This is a genomic window from Candidatus Sodalis pierantonius str. SOPE, assembly GCF_000517405.1.
GTDB classification, from domain to species: Bacteria; Pseudomonadota; Gammaproteobacteria; order Enterobacterales; family Enterobacteriaceae; genus Sodalis_C; species Sodalis_C pierantonii.
The window spans coordinates 272,092-291,688 of sequence record NZ_CP006568.1 but is presented as its reverse complement, the minus strand read 5'-3'; the positions used below and the strand labels follow the sequence as shown (position 1 = coordinate 291,688).

The window sequence follows — 19,597 nt, the reverse complement described above, 5'->3', positions numbered from 1 at the left end:
TGGGCTATGGTGCGGTTTGCAAGCAGTGACCCGGTGATACTGGCGCGCCAGTTACCGATTCAATCCGTGGCGTTGATCCTGGCGGGCGGACGCGGCTCGCGACTAAAAGGGCTGACCGCCGAACGCGCCGAACCCGTGGTACATTTCGGGGGGGCAATTCCGCATCATCGATTTTGCTTTGTCCAATTGCCTGAATTCCGGCATCCGGTGCATCGGCGTGATTACCCAATATCAATCCCATACGCTGGTACAGCATATCCAGCGCGGCTGGTCGTTCCTCAATGCCGAGATGAACGAATTTGTTGACCTGCTGCCCGCCCAGCAGCGGTTGGCAACCGAACATTGGTACCGCGGTACCGCCGACGCGGTGTCGCAAAATCTGGACATTATTCGCCGCTACCGCGCGCAATACCTGGTGATCCTGGCCGGCGATCATATCTACAAGATGGATTATTCGCGGCTGCTTATCGATCATGTGGAGAAGGGCGCACCCTGTACCGTTGCCTGTCTGCCGGTCCCCCGCGACGAGGCGCGTGATTTTGGCGTGTTGGCGGTGGATGCCGACTATCGCGTGGTGAATTTCGTGGAGAAACCGGAGGATCCCCCGGCGATGCCGGGCCAGCCGGACATGGCGCTCGCCAGCATGGGCATTTATGTTTTCAACGCTGACTATCTGTACCAGCGGTTGGAGGAAGATCGGCGCGATGACCGTTCCAGCCACGATTTCGGCAAGGATATTCTGCCCCGCGTGACCGCCAATGGCGATGCCTGTGCGCACCCCTTTACGCTCTCCTGCGTGCGGTCGGCCCAGCCCGGCCAGAGTACGCCCTACTGGCGCGATGTCGGCACGCTGGACGCCTATTGGCGCGCCAACCTCGATCTCGCGCCGGTTATGCCTGAGCTGAATATTTACGATCGCGAGTGGCCGATCCGTACGGCGATGCCGCCCGCCAAATTTACCCAGGATCGCGCCGGCCATTCCGGCGTGACGCTGAATTCACTGGTCTCCGGCGGCTGTATTTTGTCCGGGACTACCTTGAAACACTGTGTACTGTTTCCGCGCGTCAGGATCCATTCCTTTTGCGAGCTGGAACAGGCGGTGCTGTTGCCTGACGTGATTGTCGGACGCTCCTGCCGGCTGCGACGATGCATTATCGATCGCGCCTGCCAGATCCCTGATGACATGATTATTGGCGAAGAGGCGGATTTGGACCGGTAACGCTTTCACCTTACGGAAGAAGGCGTCGTGCTGGTCACCCGCGAGACATTGGCAAAACTCAGTTAGGGAAGACCTCAAACGGTCACTAGAAGAGCACTAAGCCACAACAGGAGCGATGATGCAGGTTCTACATGTTTGTTCTGAATTGTTCCCCTTATTGAAAACCGGGGGTCTGGCAAATGTGGTAGGGGCGCTCCCCGCTGCGCAAATCGCAGAGGGCGATGATGTGCGGGTTCTCCTGCCTGCCTTTCCCGATCTGCGTAAAGGTGTTCCCGATAGCCGTGTGGTAAAAGAGTTCGATGCGCTGTCGCGCCACGGCGTACTGTTGTACGGCCGTTTCAACGGCGTTGGCATCTATTTGATTGATATTCCGGATCTCTACGATCGTCACGGCAGCCCCTATCACGACTAGGATCAGTTCGCCTATATGGATAACTACCTGCGTTTCGCTGTCCAGGGCTGGGTGGGGGCGGAAATGGCTACCGGGCTGGATCCCACCTGGCGTCCGGATATCGTGCACTCCCACGACTGGCATGCCGGATTGACCTGCGCCTATCTGGCGGCGAAAGGCCGGCCGGAAAATCGGTGTTCACCGTGCATAATCTGGCCTATCAGGGGTTGTTCTCCCCGCGTCATTTATCGGAACTCCAACTGCCGGATGACTTTTTCCAGACCTATGGTTTGGAGTTTTATGGTCAGATTTCCTATATGAAAGCCGGGCTGTTTTATGCCGATCATGTCACGACGGTCAGCCCTACTTACGCCCGGGAAATCACGCAGCCGGCCTACGGTTACGGCATGGAGGGGCTGCTGGCGTCCCTACAGACCCAGGGGCGGTTGAGCGGTATTCTCAACGGCGTCGATGACGCCATTTGGAACCCAACCCATGACGCCATGCTCGCCACCTGCTATAACCGCGATGTGCTGGAGGCGAAGGTCAACAATAAGCGCCACCTGCAAACCGCGATGGGGCTGACGGTGGATGAAAAGGTGCCGTTGTTCGCGGTGGTCAGCCGGCTAACCAGCCAGAAAGGGCTGGATCTGGTGCTGGAGGTCCTGCCGGATTTGCTTGAGCAGGGCGGCCAGCTCACGCTGCTCGGCGCCGGCGACGCCACGCTGCAACAGGGATTTTTGGCCGCGGCGGCGGAATATCCTAGCCAGGTGGGGGTACAACTGGGCTACCATGAGGCATTTTCGCACCGCATTATCGGCGGCGCAGACGTGTTGATGGTGCCGAGCCGCTTTGAGCCATGCGGGCTCACCCAGCTTTATGCGCTGAAGTACGGCACTCTGCCGCTGGTGCGCCGTACCGGCGGGTTGGCGGATACCGTCACCGACAGTTCGCTGGAAAATCTGTCGGACGGCGTCGCCAGCGGTTTTGTGTTTGAAGATGCCACCGCCGCGGGCCTGCAGCGCGCTATCCGCCGCGCTTTTGTCTTGTGGTCGCGGCCGTCGCTGTGGCGTTATGTGCAGCGGCAGGCGATGGGACTGGATTTCAGCTGGCGCGTTGCCGCGAAAGCCTATCAGTCGTTGTATCAACGCCTTTAAGGTTCAACCAGGGGAAACACGGGCATGAATTCACCGTTTATCTATGCGTCACCCACCCTCAGCGTCGAGGCACTTAAACACTCCATCGCCTACAAGTTGATGTTCACCATCGGCAAAGATCCCGCCGTGGCGAACAAACACGAGTGGCTAAATGCCGTGCTGCTGGCGGTACGGGATCGCATGGTGGAGCGCTGGCTGTGATCCAACCGCGCCCAACTGTCGCAGGATGTGCGCCAGGTGTATTATCTGTCGATGGAATTTCTGCTCGGCCGCACGCTCTCTAATGCGCTGCTGGCGATGGGAATTTATGAGGACACCCGGGTCGCGCTGGATGAAATGGGGCTGGAGCTGGACGATCTGCTTACCGAGGAGGAGAACGATCCCGGCCTGGGCAACGGCGGTCTGGGACGGCTGGCGGCCTGTTTTCTCGACTCGATGGCGACTTTGGCGCTGCCGGGACGCGGTTACGGCATCCGCTATGAATACGGTATGTTCAAGCAAAATATCGTCAACGGCCAGCAGGCCGAGTCTCCCGATTACTGGCTGGAGTACGGCAACCCGTGGGAGTTTCCCCGCCACCCCAGCCGCTATAAGGTCCGTTTCGGCGGCAGGCTATAGCATGAAGGCGCCAAAATCCGCTGGGTAGAAACCGAAGAGGTGCTGGCCTGCGCCTATGACCAGATTATCCCGGGCTTTGATACCGATGCCACCAATACCCTGCGGCTGTGGAGTGCGCAGGCGAGCAGTGAGATCAACCTCGGCAAATTTAATCAGGGCGACTACTTCGCCGCGGTGGAAGACAAAAATTATTCGCTTTGTTGAATAAATCCGAAATTTGTGACGACTTCCTCCCTATCAGGGCGATTGTTACATGATGCGGACGCTGTTTGGCATTCCTAACAGCGTGATCCGGTTAAGCGCTTTGACCATTGCCATAGCCTCACCTACCTGCGCGTCATAGTCATGCAGACTCAGATGACCACCCAGAAGTGTTTTAAACCGGAACATGGCCGTTTCAGCCAGTGAACGCCGGTGATAACCTACTTTCTTTTTCCAGGTATCGTTATTGCCGCTCAGATGCTGATTTGCCACCGCATGGTTACGCTCATGGTATCGAGCTGGCCAATATTGCGCACCACTTCGCGGTGGGATAAGCGGCTTTATTTTTTTCCTCAGCAGAGCATCATGACAGTAACGCGTATCGTAAGCACTGTCAGCCGACGCTTCCCTGATTTTCCGGTGGGTTTGGTTAATCAGCCCGGGCAGCGCCTGCGCATCTGTCGTACCGCTTAGCGATAAATCGGCACAGATAATTTCATGTGTCGCGCTATTTATTGCCAGATGAAGCTTGCGCCATACTCTGCGCCTCTCAGCCCCATGCTGCCTGACTTTCCATTCGCCTTCGCCGAAGATTTTCAGGCCGGTGCCATCGATGACCAGGTGTGAGATTTCGCCACGGGTTGGCGTTTTTATGCTGATGTCGACGGTTTTTGCTCGCCGGCTGACCAGAGAGTAATCTGGGCAGCGCAGCGACAGCCCCATCAGTTTAAAAATCGCGTCAACGAAACCCTGTAACGCCCGGAGCGAAAGGTTAAACACGCGCTTTATCATCAGAACCGTGGTAATGGCCATATCGGTGTAGTGAAGCGGCCGGCCACGATGTTCAGGTGGTGTACTCTCAGTCCATGCAGCAATGGCTGACTCATCAAGCCATACTGTCATGTCCCCCCGCTGCCTGAGCGCATTGTTGTATGCGGGCCAGTTGGTGATTTTAAACTTTTGCTTTGCCATGGAGACCTGATGTTGAAACGAATGTAGTGATCAGAGCCGCCAGTCACCTAAAAGTTCGATTTATTCAACAAAGCCAAAATTATTCCGAAAACGTTTCCCGCGAGCTTTATCCTGACGACTCCACCTATTCCGGCCGCGAACTGCGGCTGCGACAGGAATATTTTCTCGTTTCCGCCACGGTGCAGGATATTCTCAACCGCCATTGGCTGCTGCACAACACCTTCGATAACTTGGGCGATAAGATCGCTATCCATTTGAATGATACCCATCCGGTGCTGGCCATTCCCGAACTGATGCGTCTGCTCATTGATGAGCATAAGTTTGATTGGGCCCGCGCCTGGGAAGTGGTCTGCCAAGCGTTTTCCTACACCAACCATACGTTGATGAGCGAAGCGCTGGAGACCTGGCCGGTGGACATGCTGGGCAAGATCTTGCCGCGCCATTTGCAAATCATTTTCGATATCAACGATCATTTTCTCAATCAGGTCCAGGCGCAGGCGCCGGACGACAGCGAGTTGCTGTCGAGGGTGTCTATCGTGGATGAACACAACGGCCGTCGGGTGCGGATGGCCTGGCTGGCGGTGATCGCCAGCCATAAGGTCAATGGCGTCTCCGAGCTGCATACTGAGCTGATGGTGCAGTCGCTCTTCGTCGATTTCGCGCGCCTGTTCCCCGATCGTTTCTGCAATAAGACCAACGGCGTGACGCCGCGGCGCTGGCTGGCGCTGGCCAATCCGCCGCTATCGGCGGTGCTGGATGAAACCATCGGCCACACCTGGCGTACCGATCTCGGCCAATTGGAAGAACTGAAGGGGCACATCGATTTTCCCGCGTTTATTGTTCAGTTCCAGCAGACGAAATTGACCAATAAAAAACAGCTGGCGGCCTATCTGGCGAATCAGCTGGACGAGGTGGGTCAATCCGGCGGCGCTGTTTGATGTGCAAATCAAGCGTATTCACGAATATAAACGCCAGCTGCTAAACGTGCTGAATATCATTACCCGCTATAACTGCATTCGCGAGAACCCCGACGCCGACTGGGTGCCGCGGGTCAATATTTTCGCCGGCAAAGCCGCCTCGGCCTATTACATGGCGCAGCTGATTATTCCGGCGGCGGATCTCTCCGAACAAATCTCTCTGGCGGGCACCGAGGCGTCAGGTACCAGCAACATGAAGTTTGCCCTCAACGGCGCGCTGACCATCGGCACGCTCGACGGCGCTAACATCGAAATGCGCCAGCATATGGGTGAGGAGAATATGTTTATTTTCGGGAATACCGCCCTGCAGGTCGAGACGCTGCGTAGCGACGGTTACAATCCGCGCAGCTATTATGAGCAGGATGCGGAGCTGCATTTGGCGCTATCGCAGATTGCCACCGGCGTGTTCAGCCCCGGCGAGCCGGGACGCTACAGCAACTTATCCGATTCGCTGGTCAACTTGGGGGATCATTATCAGCTACTGGCGGATTACCGCAGCTATGTCGATACCCAGGATGAGGTGGACCGCCTGTATCAGCGCCCGGACGAATGGACGCGCCGCGCGGCGTTGAATATCGCCAGCATGGGCTATTTCTCCTCCGACCGGACGATCCGCGAGTATGCCGAGGAAATCTGGAAAGTGGCGCCCGTCCGCCTGTAGTTGCGCCAGCGGGCGGCCAGGCGGGGCTTAGGACGCTAGCGACAGCCGCGCAGGACTGACGTGCTGCGCCAGCCAGTCGGTAATACGCGCCTGCTGGGCCTCGTCCAGCCACATGCCCAGTTTGGTGCGGCGCTAGATGGCGTCGTCCAGCGTGACAACCCACTCCTGCGCTACCAGATAGCGCAGCTCGGCTTCGTACAGGCCGTGGCCGAAATCTTCACCCAGATCCGCCAGGCCGGCGGCGCCTGCCAGCAGCTGCTCGCTGCGGGTGCCATAAGTGCGGCTGTAGCGCCGCGTCAGCGATTCCGGCAGAAAGGAGAATTTGCGGCGCAGCACGGCGGCATAGTCGTCGCGAGTACCGGCGAAATCGCTGCCCGGCAGCACCGCGTTGCGGGTCCAGGCGCCTTTGGCGTGGGGATAGTAGTGAGCCAGTTTTTCCAGCGCATGTTCGGCCAGCTTGCGGTAAGTGGTAAGTTTGCCGCCAAATACCGACAGCAGCGGCGCTTTACCGTTTTCATCGCTTAACGATAGCGTATAGTCGCGGGTCACCGCCTGCGGCGAATCGGATTCGTCGTCGCACAGCGGACGCACGCCGTAGTAGGTCCAGACGATGTCCTCGCGGCCCAGGGGTCGTTTGAAATGGGCGTTATAAACCTTGAGCAGATAGTCAATTTCACCGTCATCGATATGCACCTTCCCCGGATCGCCATGATATTCCACGTCGGTGGTGCCGATAATGGAGAACGTTTCCATCCAGGGAATGACGAACACAATGCGGTGATCTTCGTTTTGCAGAATGTACGCCTGCGGCTGGGGATGGACCCGGGGCACGACGATATGGCTGCCTTTTATCAGGCGGATGCCGTACTGCGACGGTAAATGCAGGCTGTCATCAATGAAATGTTTCCCCCAAGGGCCGGGGGCGTTGGCCAGCCCCTTGGCCTGCCAGCGATGGCTCTTGCCGGTCAGGCTATCGCGCGCCTCGACGTGCCACAGACCGTTTTCCCGCCAGGCGCGGGTCACCTGCGTACGGGTTTTAACATCGCCGCCCCGCGCCACCACTTCCTGAGCGTTGAGCACCACCAGACGCGCATCGTCCACCCAACAGTCTGAATACTCGAAACCACGCACGATTTCCGGTTTCAGGACCGAATCCGCGCCAAATCGAACGCCCTCACTTGCCGGCAGACTGGTGCGTTTGCCCAGATGATCATACATAAACAGGCCCAAGCGAATCATCCACGCCGGCCGCAGGTGCGGCAATCGAAAGCGCATCGGGAAGGCAATATGGGGCGCCATTTTTAACAGCACCTCCCGTTCGGCCAGCGCTTCGCTCACCAAACGAAATTCATAATGTTCGAGATAGCGCAGGCCACCGTGAATGAGTTTGGAGCTGGCGGATGACGTGGCGCCCGCCAAATCCTGCGCTTCCAACAGCAATACGGACAGTCCGCGCCCGGCGGCGTCGGCAGCGATGCCGGTACCGTTGATCCCGCCGCCGATGACGATCAAGTCTTTGGTTTCCACGTTACCTTCCTCCCAATGCGCGTTACAGTTCTTTTATGTTCGTTTTCGCTCATTATTGTAAGCGCAAACCAACATCCACGCCAAGAACTCTGTGCAAAAAAGAGGCCATGCGTGACGCAGTTAACGTTTTTACCCGGGCAGCGCGGGTCGCCGCCACGGCGATGGGGGTAGCATATCGAGTTAGACGCCGATAGGGCGCGGCCGGATGCCGGCGAAAAGCGCTGCATGCCGGCCAACGGCTTGCTACACTCCTTTCGCTGCCGTGAGGCGTGCTATCTTTTGATTAAACGAGGCGACAGGGTATGGATCAATTTGCAACAATCAGCGTAGAACTGGCCAGGGAGCGCTGGCAGCGGGGGGACGCGGTGCTAGTAGATATCCGCGATCCGCAAAGTTTCGCCGCCGGGCATCCCCGTGGCGCGTTCCATTTGACCAATGACACTCTGCCGGCGTTTTTGGCGCAACAGGATGCCGCCCGTCCGGTACTGGTGATGTGCTATCACGGCAATAGCAGTAAAGGCGCCGCCCAATATCTGCTGAGCCAGGGGTTTGAGGCCGCCTACAGCGTCGATGGTGGGTTTGACGCCTGGCTGAAAGCCTTTCCGCAGGATACGGAATCGCTATAGCGACGAAAACGCGTCATGGTTCACCGGCCGTCGCTGCACGGAGAGGGGGAAGGTGGCTGCGTTGCGCTCCTCGCTTTGAGACATAGATCGCAAAATTGGCGGGCATCGGCGAGGCGCGTCGCAATCTACCGCTCCGGCATTTCGCCTGCCGGCGTTTCTCCTTTATCCTCAGTACATTGCCTGGACGTCTAGCGGCGTTGGCGCGCGGGGGAAGCCGTCGTCGGGCCGCGCGTTTAGCCCGCGAATCGTGTATTCTGTTCCACCATTACCTCATTATGAAAGCGTGAGTGAAACATGATTCGAGTTGCCGCCTTGTCTAACGCGCGTCTGGTGTTGGCCTTCATTGATTATATAAAAACCCAGGGCGTGGACATGGAGTTGCGTCCGCAGGGGAGTTATATCGAGCTGTGGCTGGCCCAGGACGAAAAACTGGAACAGGTCGAGGCGGCGCTGGAGGCGTTTTTACTTGAACCGCAGCATCCCCGTTATCAGGCCGCCAGCTGGCGTACCGGTTCGTTACATTACCGCGGCGTGACGGGATCCGGCCTGCGCGCCTGGCTGCCGGCGCTGCGTCAGCAGGCCGGCCCCTTGACGTTGGGGGTAACGGCACTGTGCGTGCTGGTCTTTGTGCTGATGACCCTGCTCGGCGATGATCGGGTAATGGCCGTGCTGGCGTATCCCGCCGGTCCGGCCCAATACGGACAGATCTGGCGCTGGGTCAGCCATGCCTTTTTGCATTTCTCGCTATTGCACCTGGTGTTCAATGTGGTGTGGTGGTGGTATCTGGCCGGCCTGACGGAGCGCTACCGCGGCAGGGCGTCATTACTCATTTTGTTCCTGCTCTCGGCAATCGTTAGCGGCGTGGTGCAGTCGCATTTCAGCGGGAGCTTTTTCGGCGGTCTGTCTGGCGTAGTGTATGCGCTGATGGGCTATGTCTGGTGGCACGGCGAGAAAAATCCCGGCGGGTCGCTATCTATGCCGCGCGGGGTCATCGTGTTCGCCCTGTTATGGCTCATTGCCGGCTATTTTAATATTTTGGGTATCGCAATAGCCAATGCCGCGCACGTGGCGGGTCTGGTAACGGGCCTGCTGATGGCGTTCTGGCAAACGCGGCGGCGTCGGAGTCACGGCGCTCAGCGCTGATCGGCCGGCAGCAGAGGAGTCAATGTGAAGCAAACGCAGCGGCATGATGCCATTATCGAGCTGGTTCGCCAGCAGGGCTACGTCAGTACCGAGGAGCTGGTGGATCACTTTGCCGTCAGTCCCCAGACAATACGGCGCGATCTGAACGATTTGGCCGAGCAGAACAAGATCCAGCGTCATCACGGCGGCGCAGCGCTGCCGTCGAGTTCGGTCAACGCCGCCTACCACGATCGCAAGGTGATGTGGTCGGCGGAAAAGGCGCGCATTGCGGCGCGCGTCGCCAGCCAAATCCCCGACGGCGCCACGCTGTTCATCGATATCGGCACCACGCCGGAGGCGGTGGCGCACGCGCTGCAGGGTCATAAAAATCTGCGGGTGGTCACCAATAATCTTAACGTGGCGATGTTGCTTACCGCCAAAGAAGATTTCCGCCTGATTTTGGCCGGCGGCGAAGTGCGCACGCGCGACGGCGGCATTATCGGCGAGGCCACCCTCGATTTCATTTCTCAATTCCGGCTTGATTACAGCATCCTCGGCATCAGCGGCATTGATTTGGATGGCTCGCTGCTGGAGTTCGATTATCACGAGGTGCGCACCAAACGGGCGATTATCGACAATTCTCGCTGCGTGATGCTGGTGACCGACCATTCCAAATTCGGCCGCAGCGCCATGGTCAATCTCGGCAAAATGGACCTGGTAGATTATCTGTTTACCGACCAACTGCCGCCACCGGGGGTGATGACGCTTATCGAACACTCCGATGTCAAATTGGAGCTGTGCTGAGCGTAAGGGCTCGAGCGTAAAAATTCACGCCGGCTCTCCCCTTTTTAACGGCGTTGTCTATTCTTTGATCATCACGGCGCTTAGCCAGACCCTTCCGCGACCTTTTGCACGGCGACCCCTTGGGGTACGCCGCGGGGGGCGTCGTGGTTTGACATGGCCACAGGCGTGGCGTGTCGCTCCGCTAAACCTTGGGATAACCGTAGTTTGCCATGACGATCGCTTGCGGTGGGCGCCGGAATAGCCATGACGATGGCAGGATCAGGGGGCCGGTTTTCCGGCGCTGTCCACTTTAGCCTAACAGGATAGAGACGTTCATATGCCAAGACCCAAATTTGATAAAGCTGTGTTCCAGGCAGCGCTAGATCGCCAGTGGCAACGTTATGGTCTCGCCGGCGCGCAGGAAATGACCGCGTTTCAGTGGTGGCAGGCGGTCAGCGCGGCGGTCAATGAAAGTATCGTCCCCCCAAGCGCCCAACCGGGCGACAATAAGAAAATCCTCCGTCATGTCAATTACCTTTCCATGGAGTTCCTGCTGGGACGTCTGACCGGCAATAATCTTATCAATCTTGGCGGGTACGACACGGTCAAAAGGGTGCTCGAAGCTTATCAGGTTAGTCTTGCCGATATCCTGGAATACGAGGTCGATCCGGCGCTGGGTAACGGCGGCCTGGGCCGCCTGGTCGCTTGTTATATGGATTCCATGGCGACCGTGGGCCAGCCTGCCATCGGCTACGGGCTGAATTACCAGTACGGCTTGTTTCGCCAGACCTTCGCCGAAGGCCAGCAATGGGAATCCCCCGACGACTGGCATCGCGAAACCTATCCCTGGTTCCGTCATAACGCGGCGCTAAATGTTGAGGTAGGGTTTGGCGGCAAACTGGTGAAAGACGGGCAGGGTGGCAGCCGCTGGGAACCGGCGTTCTCGCTTATCGGCGAAGCCTGGGATTTGCCGGTGGTCGGTTTTGGCAACGGCGCGGTGCTGCCGCTGCGTTTATGGCAGGCGACGCATCCGCATCCGTTCAATCTGGCGCTGTTTAATGACGGGAAATTCCTTAAAGCCGAACGGGACGGGATCGACGCCGCCAAGTTGACTAAAGTACTTTACCCGAACGATAACCATCAGGAAGGCAAACAGCTGCGGCTGATGCAGCAGTATTTCCAGTGCGCCTGTGCGGTGACGGACATTTTGCGCCGTCACCATTTGGCCGGCCGCAGTCTGGAAACTCTGCCGGATTATGAAGTTATCCAGCTTAATGATACCCATCCGGCTATCGCCATCCCCGAGATGCTGCGCGTGCTGCTCGACCAACACCGGCTCACATGGGATGAAGTCTGGTTGATTACGTCACGCACTTTCGCCTACACCAACCATACGCTGATGCCGGAGGCGCTGGAATGCTGGGATGAAAAGCTGCTGCAGACGCTGCTGCCGCGCCATTTCGCCATTATCAGGCACATTAACGACCGGCTGCGGGTGCTGGTGGAGCAGCGCTGGCCGGGCGATAACGCGGTATGGCGCCGCTTGGCGGTCGTGCAGGATAAACAAGTACGGATGGCGAATTTATGCGTGGTATGTGGCTTTGCGGTCAATGGCGTCGCCGCGCTGCATTCCGAACTGGTGAAAAGCGACCTGTTTCCCGAGTATTATCAGCTGTGGCCGCGGAAGTTCCATAACGTGACCAACGGTATTACTCCGCGCCGCTGGCTGAAACAGTGTAATCCGGCGCTGGCGGGGCTGATTGACGAAACCATTGGCAAAGGCTGGATCACCCGGCTTGAAAGATTGACAGCGCTGGCGTCTTATGCGGACGATGCGGCGTTTCGCGCCTGTTTCCAGCAGATTAAATACGACAACAAACGGCGGCTGGCCGATAAAATCCATCAGATGACGGGCATTGTCGTTGACCCGCAAGCGATGTTCGATGTGCAGATCAAACGGCTACACGAATATAAGCGCCAGCATTTGAATCTGTTGCACATTCTGTCGCTCTATCGCCGGCTGCGGGATAACCCGGATCTCGACATTGTCCCGCGCGTCTTTTTGTTCGGCGCCAAGGCGGCGCCGGGTTATGCGCTGGCAAAAAATATTATTTACGCTATCAATCAGGTGGCGCATAAGATCAATAACGACCGCAAGATAAACGATCGGTTGCAGGTGATTTTTATGCCCGATTATCGCGTGACGCTCGCCGAATGGATGATACCCGCGGCGGATCTGTCCGAGCAAATATCCACCGCCGGTAAAGAGGCATCGGGTACCGGCAATATGAAACTGGCGCTGAATGGCGCGTTAACCATCGGTACGCTCGACGGCGCCAATGTGGAAATCGCCGAGCAGGTGGGCGAGGAGAATATATTCATCTTCGGCCACACGGTAAGCCAGGTAAAGGCGCTGCTCGCCGACGGCTATAAACCGGAGCAGGATAAGGCGCTGAAAGGGTTGTTGGCGGACTTGGCCAGCGGTAGCTACAGCTTCAAAGACAAGCACGCCTTCGAGCTCTTACTGCACAGTCTGCAAAAAGGCGGCGATCCTTATTTGGTGCTGGCGGATTTCGCCGCCTATTGCCGGGCTCAGCAGCAGGTGGACGCGTTATATCGCCGGCCCGATGACTGGACGCGCAGCGCGGTGCTAAATACCGCGCGGGTGGGCTTCTTCAGCTCGGACCGCGCGATACGCGATTATCAGCAGCGTATCTGGCAGGCAAAACGTTGAGGCGCCGCGATGGCGCTGCCGGAGATGAGCATGGTCAAGCACGGGACATGCCGGTGACAGGGGCGGAGGCGCTTTATCGGCGCGCGCGGCGGGCCGGCATTATCACCGAGTACGTCGACGCATGGCAATGGCCGCGCAGCATCAGCCCGGAAACGCCGCTGCCGCCCGTATGGGTCACCGGCGGTCACCGTGAGCGCTCGCTGACGCTGCCCGCCGGAATCGTTGTAGCTTGGACGCTGACCGAGGAGTCGGGCAAACAACATCACGGGCAGACCCGGGCGGCGCCTGCGGTGGGCGACGAGGCGCTTGAACCGGCGACGACGGGGCGCGCGCATCTTCTGACGCTGCCGATGGGGGTGTCCGATGGCTACCATCGGTTGACGCTGTGCGTTAAAGACGCGCGCTGGGAGTGTAAGGTGATTGTCGCCCCCGAGCGCTGTTATGAGCCGCCGGCGATCCGGGCGGGACAGCGGCTGTGGGGCAACACGGTCCAGCTCTATACGCTGCGTTCAGCACGCAATTGGGGCATCGGCGATTTTGGTGATTTGGCGCAAATGATCGCCGGGACCGCCCGGCTGGGCGGCGCTTTTGTCGGCGTTAACCCGCTGCACGCGCTGTATCCGGCGCTGCCCGATTGGGCCAGTCCTTATAGTCCCTCTTCGCGCCGCTACTTGAATATTATCTACATTGATGTCGGCGGGCTGGACGATTTTCTGCACAGTGAGCAGGCGCAGCTTTGGTGGCGGGAGCCGGAAACCGGCCGCCGGCTACAGGCGTTGCGCGCGAATGACCAGGTGGATTATGCGCAGGTGATGACGCTGAAACTGACGGCGCTGCGTTACGCTTGGGCGCAGTTTAATCGACGTGGGACAGACGATCCTGAACGCCAATCGCTGGCGGAGTTTATCGCGGCCGGCGGTGACAGCCTTTATCAGCAGGCGACTTTTGATGCGCTGCACCTTGAACAGGTTGCGCACGGTTGCCTGAGTCTGGGCTGGCGCGACTGGCCGGCGGAATATCAGCAGGCCAACAGCGCGGCGCTGGCGCGTTTTAGGCGGCAGCACCAGGACGAGATCGCTTTTTTCAGTTATTTGCAGTGGCTGGCGGCCAGGCAGTTGGATGGCTGTTACCGACTCAGCCAACGGCTGGCGATGCCGGTAGGGATCTATCGTGATCTGGCGGTGGGCGTCGGCGATGACGGTGTAGAAAACTGGGCCGATCCCGCCCTGTACTGCTTATCCGCGTCGGTGGGCGCGCCGCCGGACCGATTGGGCCCGCAGGGGCAGAATTGGCAACTGCCGCCGCAGGATCCGAACGTGTTGCGTAAACGCGGCTATCAGCCGTTTATCGATATGCTGCGCGCCAATATGTGCTATTGCGGCATGTGCTATTGCGGCGCGCTGCGCCTGGATCATGTGATGGCGTTGATGCGCTTGTGGTGGGTACCGCGGGGCTATGGTCCTGAGCACGGGGCGTATGCGCGCTACCCGGTGGCAGATTTGCTGGCGGTGTTGGCCCTCGAGAGCCAGCACAAGCAATGTATGGTCATCGGCGAGGATCTCGGCACCGTGCCGGAGGATATCGTCGAGAAGCTGCGCGCCGTGGGCGTGTATTCGTATAAGGTGCTGTTTTTTGAACGCGGCCAGGACCAGCAATTCCGCGCGCCGGCGGAATATCCCCCACAGGCGATGACGACGCTTACCACCCATGATTTAGCGACATTAAGCGGTTTCTGGCAAGGGGCGGATATTGATTTGGCCCACCAGCTGGACCTATATGACGATGAGCAGACCTGGCGGCGGCTGCTGGAGGAACGGCGTCTGGAACGGCAGGCGTTGCTGGACGCGCTGCGGCGCGCAGGCTGCCTGCCTGCCGCCACCCCCGTGCGGGCGGAGGAGGTTCCCATGTCGCCGGCGTTGAACGCCGCTATCCACCGGTTTGTGGCGCAAAGCCGCAGCGCGCTGCTGGGGCTACAGCCCGAAGACTGGTTGCAGATGGCAACACCGGTCAATGTGCCCGGTACCACCGATGCCTATCCTAACTGGCGGCGCAAGTTGACGCGGGATCTCGAGACCCTGTTTAGCGACCCTGACATTATCCAACTGCTGACGGCGGTCGGCCGCTGGCGGGGGAGGTGCGGCGAAGGGAACGCCGAGGATTAAGTCGGGCAAACGCCCGCTTGCCGGTCAGTTTTAACGCCGATGGACAGGTTGGGCTAACCCCCGTTCACGGATCGAGCTTAATGCCGATGGTCTGTTTTGGCGGACGCCCATCGACAGATTAGGCCTAACCCTGCTAGTCAGGTCAGGTCTAACGCCGATCAATAATAGGAGTGTTCGCCGCGCTGATGCTCGGTCAAATCGTGCACGCCCTTCAGTTCGGGGAATTTCTCCAGCAGCTCTTTCTCGATCCCTTCTTTAAGCGTGTAATCCACCATCGAACAGCCGTTACAGCCGCCGCCGAACTGAAGGATAGCCAGCATATCATCCGTGATTTCCATGAGCGTCACCTGACCGCCGTGGCCCGCCAGCTGCGGATTAATCTGCGACTGGAGCAAATACTCAACCCGCTCGATAAGCGGCGCGTCGTCGTTCACTTTGCGCATTTTGGCATTGGGGGCTTTCAGCGTCAGCTGGGAGCCGAGCTTATCCGTGACGAAGTCAATTTTCGCATCCTGTAGGTAAGGGGCGGAGAGCTCATCCACATAGGCCGAGATTTTATCGAATTTCAGCTCCGTATCAGTGGCCTCCACCGCATCCGGCGGGCAGTATGAAACGCCGCATTCCGCATTGGGCGTGCCAGGATTGATAACGAACACGCGGATCTGGGTGCCGGGTTCCTGATTGGACAGCAATTTAGCAAAATGTTCCTGGGCAGCATCGGTAATACGGATCATAACATTCACTCAATAGTTGATTAAATCAGTCGGATATTATACGCCCTTTCCCCCATAGACTACAAGGTGCGACAAATGCTCCACAGTGGCACTTCGCGCGCGTGATGGCGCAGCAGCAGCCGGCTTATCTCGCCGGCGGTACTGCCCGTGGTAACAACATCGTCCAACAGCGCCACCCGTTTCCCGGCTACATCCACGCGGCACAAGAAGGCACCGCGGAGGCTATGCCGGCGTTGACGGGCGCCTAAGCGCTGCTGGGGCGGCCCGCCGCGGTAGCGGAACAGTCCCTGAGCCTGCCAAGGAACCTTTAGCCAGTGCGAAAGCGCACCGGCGAGCAGTTTGGTTTGATTATAGCCCCTACACCAGTGACGATAGGCATGCAAAGGCACATTAAGCAACAAATCCGGCTTTTCATCCCCCTCGGCGGCGCGATCGCGCCAGCGCAACCACAGCAGTCGCGCCAGCACGCGGGCAAGGCCGGTGTCGCCCTGATATTTGAGTTTTGCCACCAGCCGGCTAAGCGGCGCACGGTAGTCCCCCACCGTAAGCAGACTTTGCCAGGGCGATTCCCTGCTCCGCTAGCAGCATTCTAACGCAGCCGCGGCAAACGCCGTGATGGCTGAACCAAAGCGGTTGCCGGCATAGCCAACACAGGGCACAGGGCGCTGATTGTTAGCATAGGGTTAACCTTTTTTGTTTCCGACTTTTGGACGATAACGGATGACGTCACTGTTTTGGCAAACGACCGGTACCGGCGATCGCGATCTTGTGCTGCTGCACGGATGGGGACTGAATGCCGGCGTCTGGTCTTGCATTATTCCGCGGCTAGCGCCGCATTTTCGCCTGCACCTGGTCGATCTGCCGGGCTATGGCCGCAGCCGCGGATACGGGGCGCTGACCTTGGAGCAGATGGCGGAGGAAATGGCGTCACGGGTCCCAGCCGGCGCGCTATGGCTAGGCTGGTCGCTCGGCGGGCTGGTGGCGTATCGGCGGCCCCAAGCGGTCGCTGGCCTGATTACCGTGGCCTCTTCTCCGCGTTTTTGCGCCGACGGCTACTGGCCAGGGATAAGGCCGGAGGTGCTGGAGGGCTTTGCGCAGGAGCTGCGTTCGGATTTCACCCGAACCGTCAGCCGTTTTCTCGGTCTGCAAACGCTGGGAACCGAGTCCGCGCGTCAAGATGCGCGCTGGCTGAAAAGTGTGGTATTGGCGCAGCCGACGCCCGAGACCGAAGTGCTGGCCGGCGGGCTGGCGCTGCTGCGCCTGTACGGCTATCTGGGCGGCCTGGTGCCGCGTAAAGTGGTCCCCTTGGTGGATGAATTCAGTCCCGCCAGCCAAAGCATCGTCTTTGCCGGCGCGGCGCATGCGCCGTTCATTTCTCATCCCGCGCTTTTCTGCCAGGCGCTGTGCGACTTCAGCCAGACCGTTACCTGATTGCGTCAGCGGTGGCAATGCGGCCCACGTCGGACCGCTGCCCGATTGCGTTAGCGGTCGGTCAGGGGTTCAAGCCAGTAGAACGTATAGGGCGCGAGGGTCAGGGGGCCGCCGCTGACTGAACCGTCGGTGGTCAGTTGGCGATAATCGCCGTCAGGCAGGGTGCAGCTCACCGCTTTATTTGCCAAATTATAGATACACAGCCGCCGCTGGTCGGCGGCGCGGCGGTAAAAGGCGAGCAGCGCATTATCCCACTCCAGCACCTCCATGGCCGCATCTGGGTGAAACGCCTGTTGCCGACGACGCAGCCGGATAAGGGCGCTCAGCGCCCGGAATACGCGCGAGTGCAAGCTGGTTTTCTCATCCAACATCGCTTTGATGTTTTTCAGCGGGTATTTTTCGCGATTGACCGCGCGGTTATGCCCGGCGGCCTTCACCCCTTCATAGTCATTACGTGACCCGAGGATACTCTGTACATAAATAGCCGGCACGCCCGGAAACGCCAACAAAATGGCATGGGCGAGGATAAAGCGGCTTAGCCGCGTCTCATCGCTATCCTCGCGCCGGTTAAGCGCATCCAGATAAGTAACGTTGATTTCATAGGGGCTGGTGGTGCCATCGGTATTTTGTTTATAGGACACCAGCGCACCCTCGCTCTCCAGATCGCGCACGAGCCGGATGATTTCCGCCTCCGGCAGAATGCCGCGCAGCGGATTCATACCGATGCCGTCATGGGAGGCGAGGAAGTTAAAAAAGGTCGTAGTGCCGCCGCCGATGTCCAGCCAGCGCGGCTGCTGCCGTTGTGCAGCGCGTGCAGCACCAGCGGCGGCGGAAACTGGTATACCATCTGCGCCTCATCGCGGCCGTTGCCGAAATAGCTAATGTTATCCTGATGGGGCACGTTGGTTTCGGTAATAATCACGGTTCCCGGCGCGACTTCATCGCAAATGGCGCGGAACAGTTTCACCAGCAAATGGGTGCGGGGTAAATGGATACAACGGGTGCCCACTTCTTTCCACAGATAGCCCACCGCGTCCAGGCGAATATAGTCCGCGCCATGTATCAAATAGTGCAGCAATACGCCGATAACGGCGATCAGTACTTGGGGGTGGCCAAAGTTGAGATCCACCTGATCGGCGCTGAACGTGGTCCAGAGATAGCGGGTGCGGCCGTCTGGCGCGGTAAACGGCGTCAACAATGGAGACGTGCGCGGGCACGTCACGCTGCTAAGATCGGTGGCGGGGAGGGGGAGTGCAATAAAGAACTCCTCATAGGCCTACCCGCTAGATAGCCTTTCACCCACTGACTTTCGGCGGACATGTGATTACAGACAAAATCGAACATCAACCGGGTGGAGCGATTGAGCTGGCCGATCTGCTGCCAGCTGCCGACGATAGGGTTGACCTGTTAATAATTGATGACGGAAAAACCATCGTCGGAAGAGTAGGGATAGAACGGCAGCAAATGCACCAGGGAAAACGTGTTGCGCAAGCGGTGATTAAAAAAAGTGGTGAAGGTATCAAGGGTGGGTTTTTCCGCCTCCATAAACTGGTCGGCGTAGCTGATAAGTACTACATCGTCCTGATCCCAGTGCGTTTTGCGCGCCTGGTGCGGCGTGGACTTGGCGAAGCTGATTTGGCTCTTGATGGTGTCCAGTTGCCCCTGGCTTAAGGCGGTGGGGTAAATCTCTCTCAGCAAGCGGGTTATGGCTTCCATCATGGCACCTTGTTGATGTGACGAACGTGCTGACACAGCATAAACGTGGCAATGATACCTTGTTGTCACTGTAGCTACTGGGAGCGAAATCGCCAAGGGGATCGATGACAGTTGCGGGTGGGGAAGGCGGTGGAAATGCGGAAAATGATCGGTATATCAGTGAATTAATTCCTATGCTAAGAATGCGCCGGAAAGCGTATTTTCCGGCGCTGCCCCGATTCAACGCACCGCCGGTGGACGCACCGTTAACAGGGCAGCCGGCAGCAGCAGCGACTGCGGGCATCGATGAGCGTATGGTCATTTGCTTTGAGCGCAGCGGACTAAGCGGCCGGCGAACGCAACCGATAGCAGGGCAGCCGGCAGCGGGCGCTGCGCGAACAGGCGCGGCAGGCGCCGGCGGTTGTATCGTCGCCGGTCATCCGCTCGGCCTGGCCCATCATCTCCAACCGTTCCAGCATCGCCGCGGCCATCGCCTGGGGCAGCCGCAGCCGCAGGCTCAGGGCGCGGGCGTCTGCTTGGCCCATCAATTCCAGCGCGTCGCGCAGCTGCATCAGTCCAGACACCGC

General features: G+C 58.7%; 10 protein-coding genes and 6 pseudogenes. 10 read left to right on the top strand and 6 right to left on the bottom strand.

Translation table 11 applies throughout. The features are described 5' to 3' along the window. Positions 1–6: 6 nt before the first annotated feature. The 3 pseudogenes from glgC to SOPEG_RS23795 all read left to right on the top strand — a co-directional run. Positions 7–1,285 (top strand): annotated as a pseudogene (gene glgC / locus SOPEG_RS01570) (glucose-1-phosphate adenylyltransferase). A gap of 52 nt (positions 1,286–1,337) precedes the next feature. Continuing rightward, a pseudogene (gene glgA / locus SOPEG_RS01565) lies at positions 1,338–2,767 on the top strand (glycogen synthase GlgA). 24 nt (positions 2,768–2,791) lie between these two features. Next, positions 2,792–3,580 (top strand): annotated as a pseudogene (locus SOPEG_RS23795) (glycogen/starch/alpha-glucan phosphorylase); the annotation flags it as partial. 54 nt (positions 3,581–3,634) lie between these two features. Here SOPEG_RS23795 and SOPEG_RS01555 read toward each other — a convergent pair. Next, positions 3,635–4,558 (bottom strand): IS5-like element ISSoEn1 family transposase, encoded by a 924-nt coding sequence (locus SOPEG_RS01555; RefSeq protein WP_025244062.1) that lies wholly within the window; start codon positions 4,556–4,558, stop codon positions 3,635–3,637. Between the two features lie 68 nt (positions 4,559–4,626). Between SOPEG_RS01555 and SOPEG_RS25840 the strand changes: the two are divergent. After that, positions 4,627–6,196, top strand: a pseudogene (locus SOPEG_RS25840) (glycogen/starch/alpha-glucan phosphorylase); the annotation flags it as partial. A 27-nt stretch (positions 6,197–6,223) separates the two neighbouring features. On the opposite strand, the pseudogene glpD reads toward SOPEG_RS25840, so the two are convergent. Further along, positions 6,224–7,723, bottom strand: a pseudogene (gene glpD, locus SOPEG_RS01545) (glycerol-3-phosphate dehydrogenase). A 302-nt stretch (positions 7,724–8,025) separates the two neighbouring features. On the opposite strand from glpD, the gene glpE reads away from it, so the two are divergent. The 5 genes from glpE (at position 8,026) to malQ (ending at position 15,150) form a co-directional block, all read left to right on the top strand. Then, on the top strand, positions 8,026–8,349 hold the full coding sequence (gene glpE, locus SOPEG_RS01540; RefSeq protein WP_025244061.1) for a thiosulfate sulfurtransferase GlpE: 324 nt from the start codon (positions 8,026–8,028) through the stop codon (positions 8,347–8,349). Positions 8,350–8,643: 294 nt separating this feature from the next. Next, a complete protein-coding gene (glpG, locus tag SOPEG_RS01535) occupies positions 8,644–9,492 on the top strand; it encodes a rhomboid family intramembrane serine protease GlpG (protein WP_025244060.1) in 849 nt (282 codons plus the stop codon). Positions 9,493–9,516: 24 nt separating this feature from the next. Next, positions 9,517–10,275, top strand: a complete 759-nt coding sequence (locus tag SOPEG_RS01530) for a DeoR/GlpR family transcriptional regulator (protein WP_025244059.1) — start codon at positions 9,517–9,519, stop codon at positions 10,273–10,275. Between the two features lie 316 nt (positions 10,276–10,591). Next, entirely contained in the window at positions 10,592–12,988 is a 2,397-nt protein-coding gene (gene malP / locus SOPEG_RS01525) for a maltodextrin phosphorylase (protein WP_025244058.1), read from the top strand. Between the two features lie 47 nt (positions 12,989–13,035). Then, on the top strand, positions 13,036–15,150 hold the full coding sequence (malQ, locus tag SOPEG_RS01520) for a 4-alpha-glucanotransferase (protein WP_038468050.1): 2,115 nt from the start codon (positions 13,036–13,038) through the stop codon (positions 15,148–15,150). A 158-nt stretch (positions 15,151–15,308) separates the two neighbouring features. Here malQ and nfuA read toward each other — a convergent pair whose 3' ends face one another. Both nfuA and SOPEG_RS01510 read right to left on the bottom strand, forming a co-directional pair. Continuing rightward, positions 15,309–15,884, bottom strand: a complete 576-nt coding sequence (gene nfuA, locus SOPEG_RS01515; RefSeq protein WP_025244056.1) for a Fe-S biogenesis protein NfuA — start codon at positions 15,882–15,884, stop codon at positions 15,309–15,311. Positions 15,885–15,943: 59 nt separating this feature from the next. After that, positions 15,944–16,393 (bottom strand): hypothetical protein, encoded by a 450-nt coding sequence (locus SOPEG_RS01510; protein ID WP_417903431.1) that lies wholly within the window; start codon positions 16,391–16,393, stop codon positions 15,944–15,946. A 211-nt stretch (positions 16,394–16,604) separates the two neighbouring features. Here SOPEG_RS01510 and bioH point away from each other — a divergent pair, with 211 nt between their 5' ends. Further along, complete coding sequence (bioH, locus tag SOPEG_RS01505) at positions 16,605–17,315, top strand: pimeloyl-ACP methyl ester esterase BioH (protein WP_025244055.1); 711 nt, start codon at positions 16,605–16,607, stop codon at positions 17,313–17,315. 50 nt (positions 17,316–17,365) lie between these two features. Here bioH and SOPEG_RS01500 read toward each other — a convergent pair. Together SOPEG_RS01500 and SOPEG_RS01495 are read right to left on the bottom strand one after the other, a co-directional pair. Further along, positions 17,366–19,031 (bottom strand): annotated as a pseudogene (locus tag SOPEG_RS01500) (alpha-amylase family glycosyl hydrolase). Positions 19,032–19,351: 320 nt separating this feature from the next. Continuing rightward, a complete protein-coding gene (locus tag SOPEG_RS01495) occupies positions 19,352–19,594 on the bottom strand; it encodes a FeoC-like transcriptional regulator (protein WP_025244054.1) in 243 nt (80 codons plus the stop codon). Positions 19,595–19,597 lie beyond the last annotated feature (3 nt).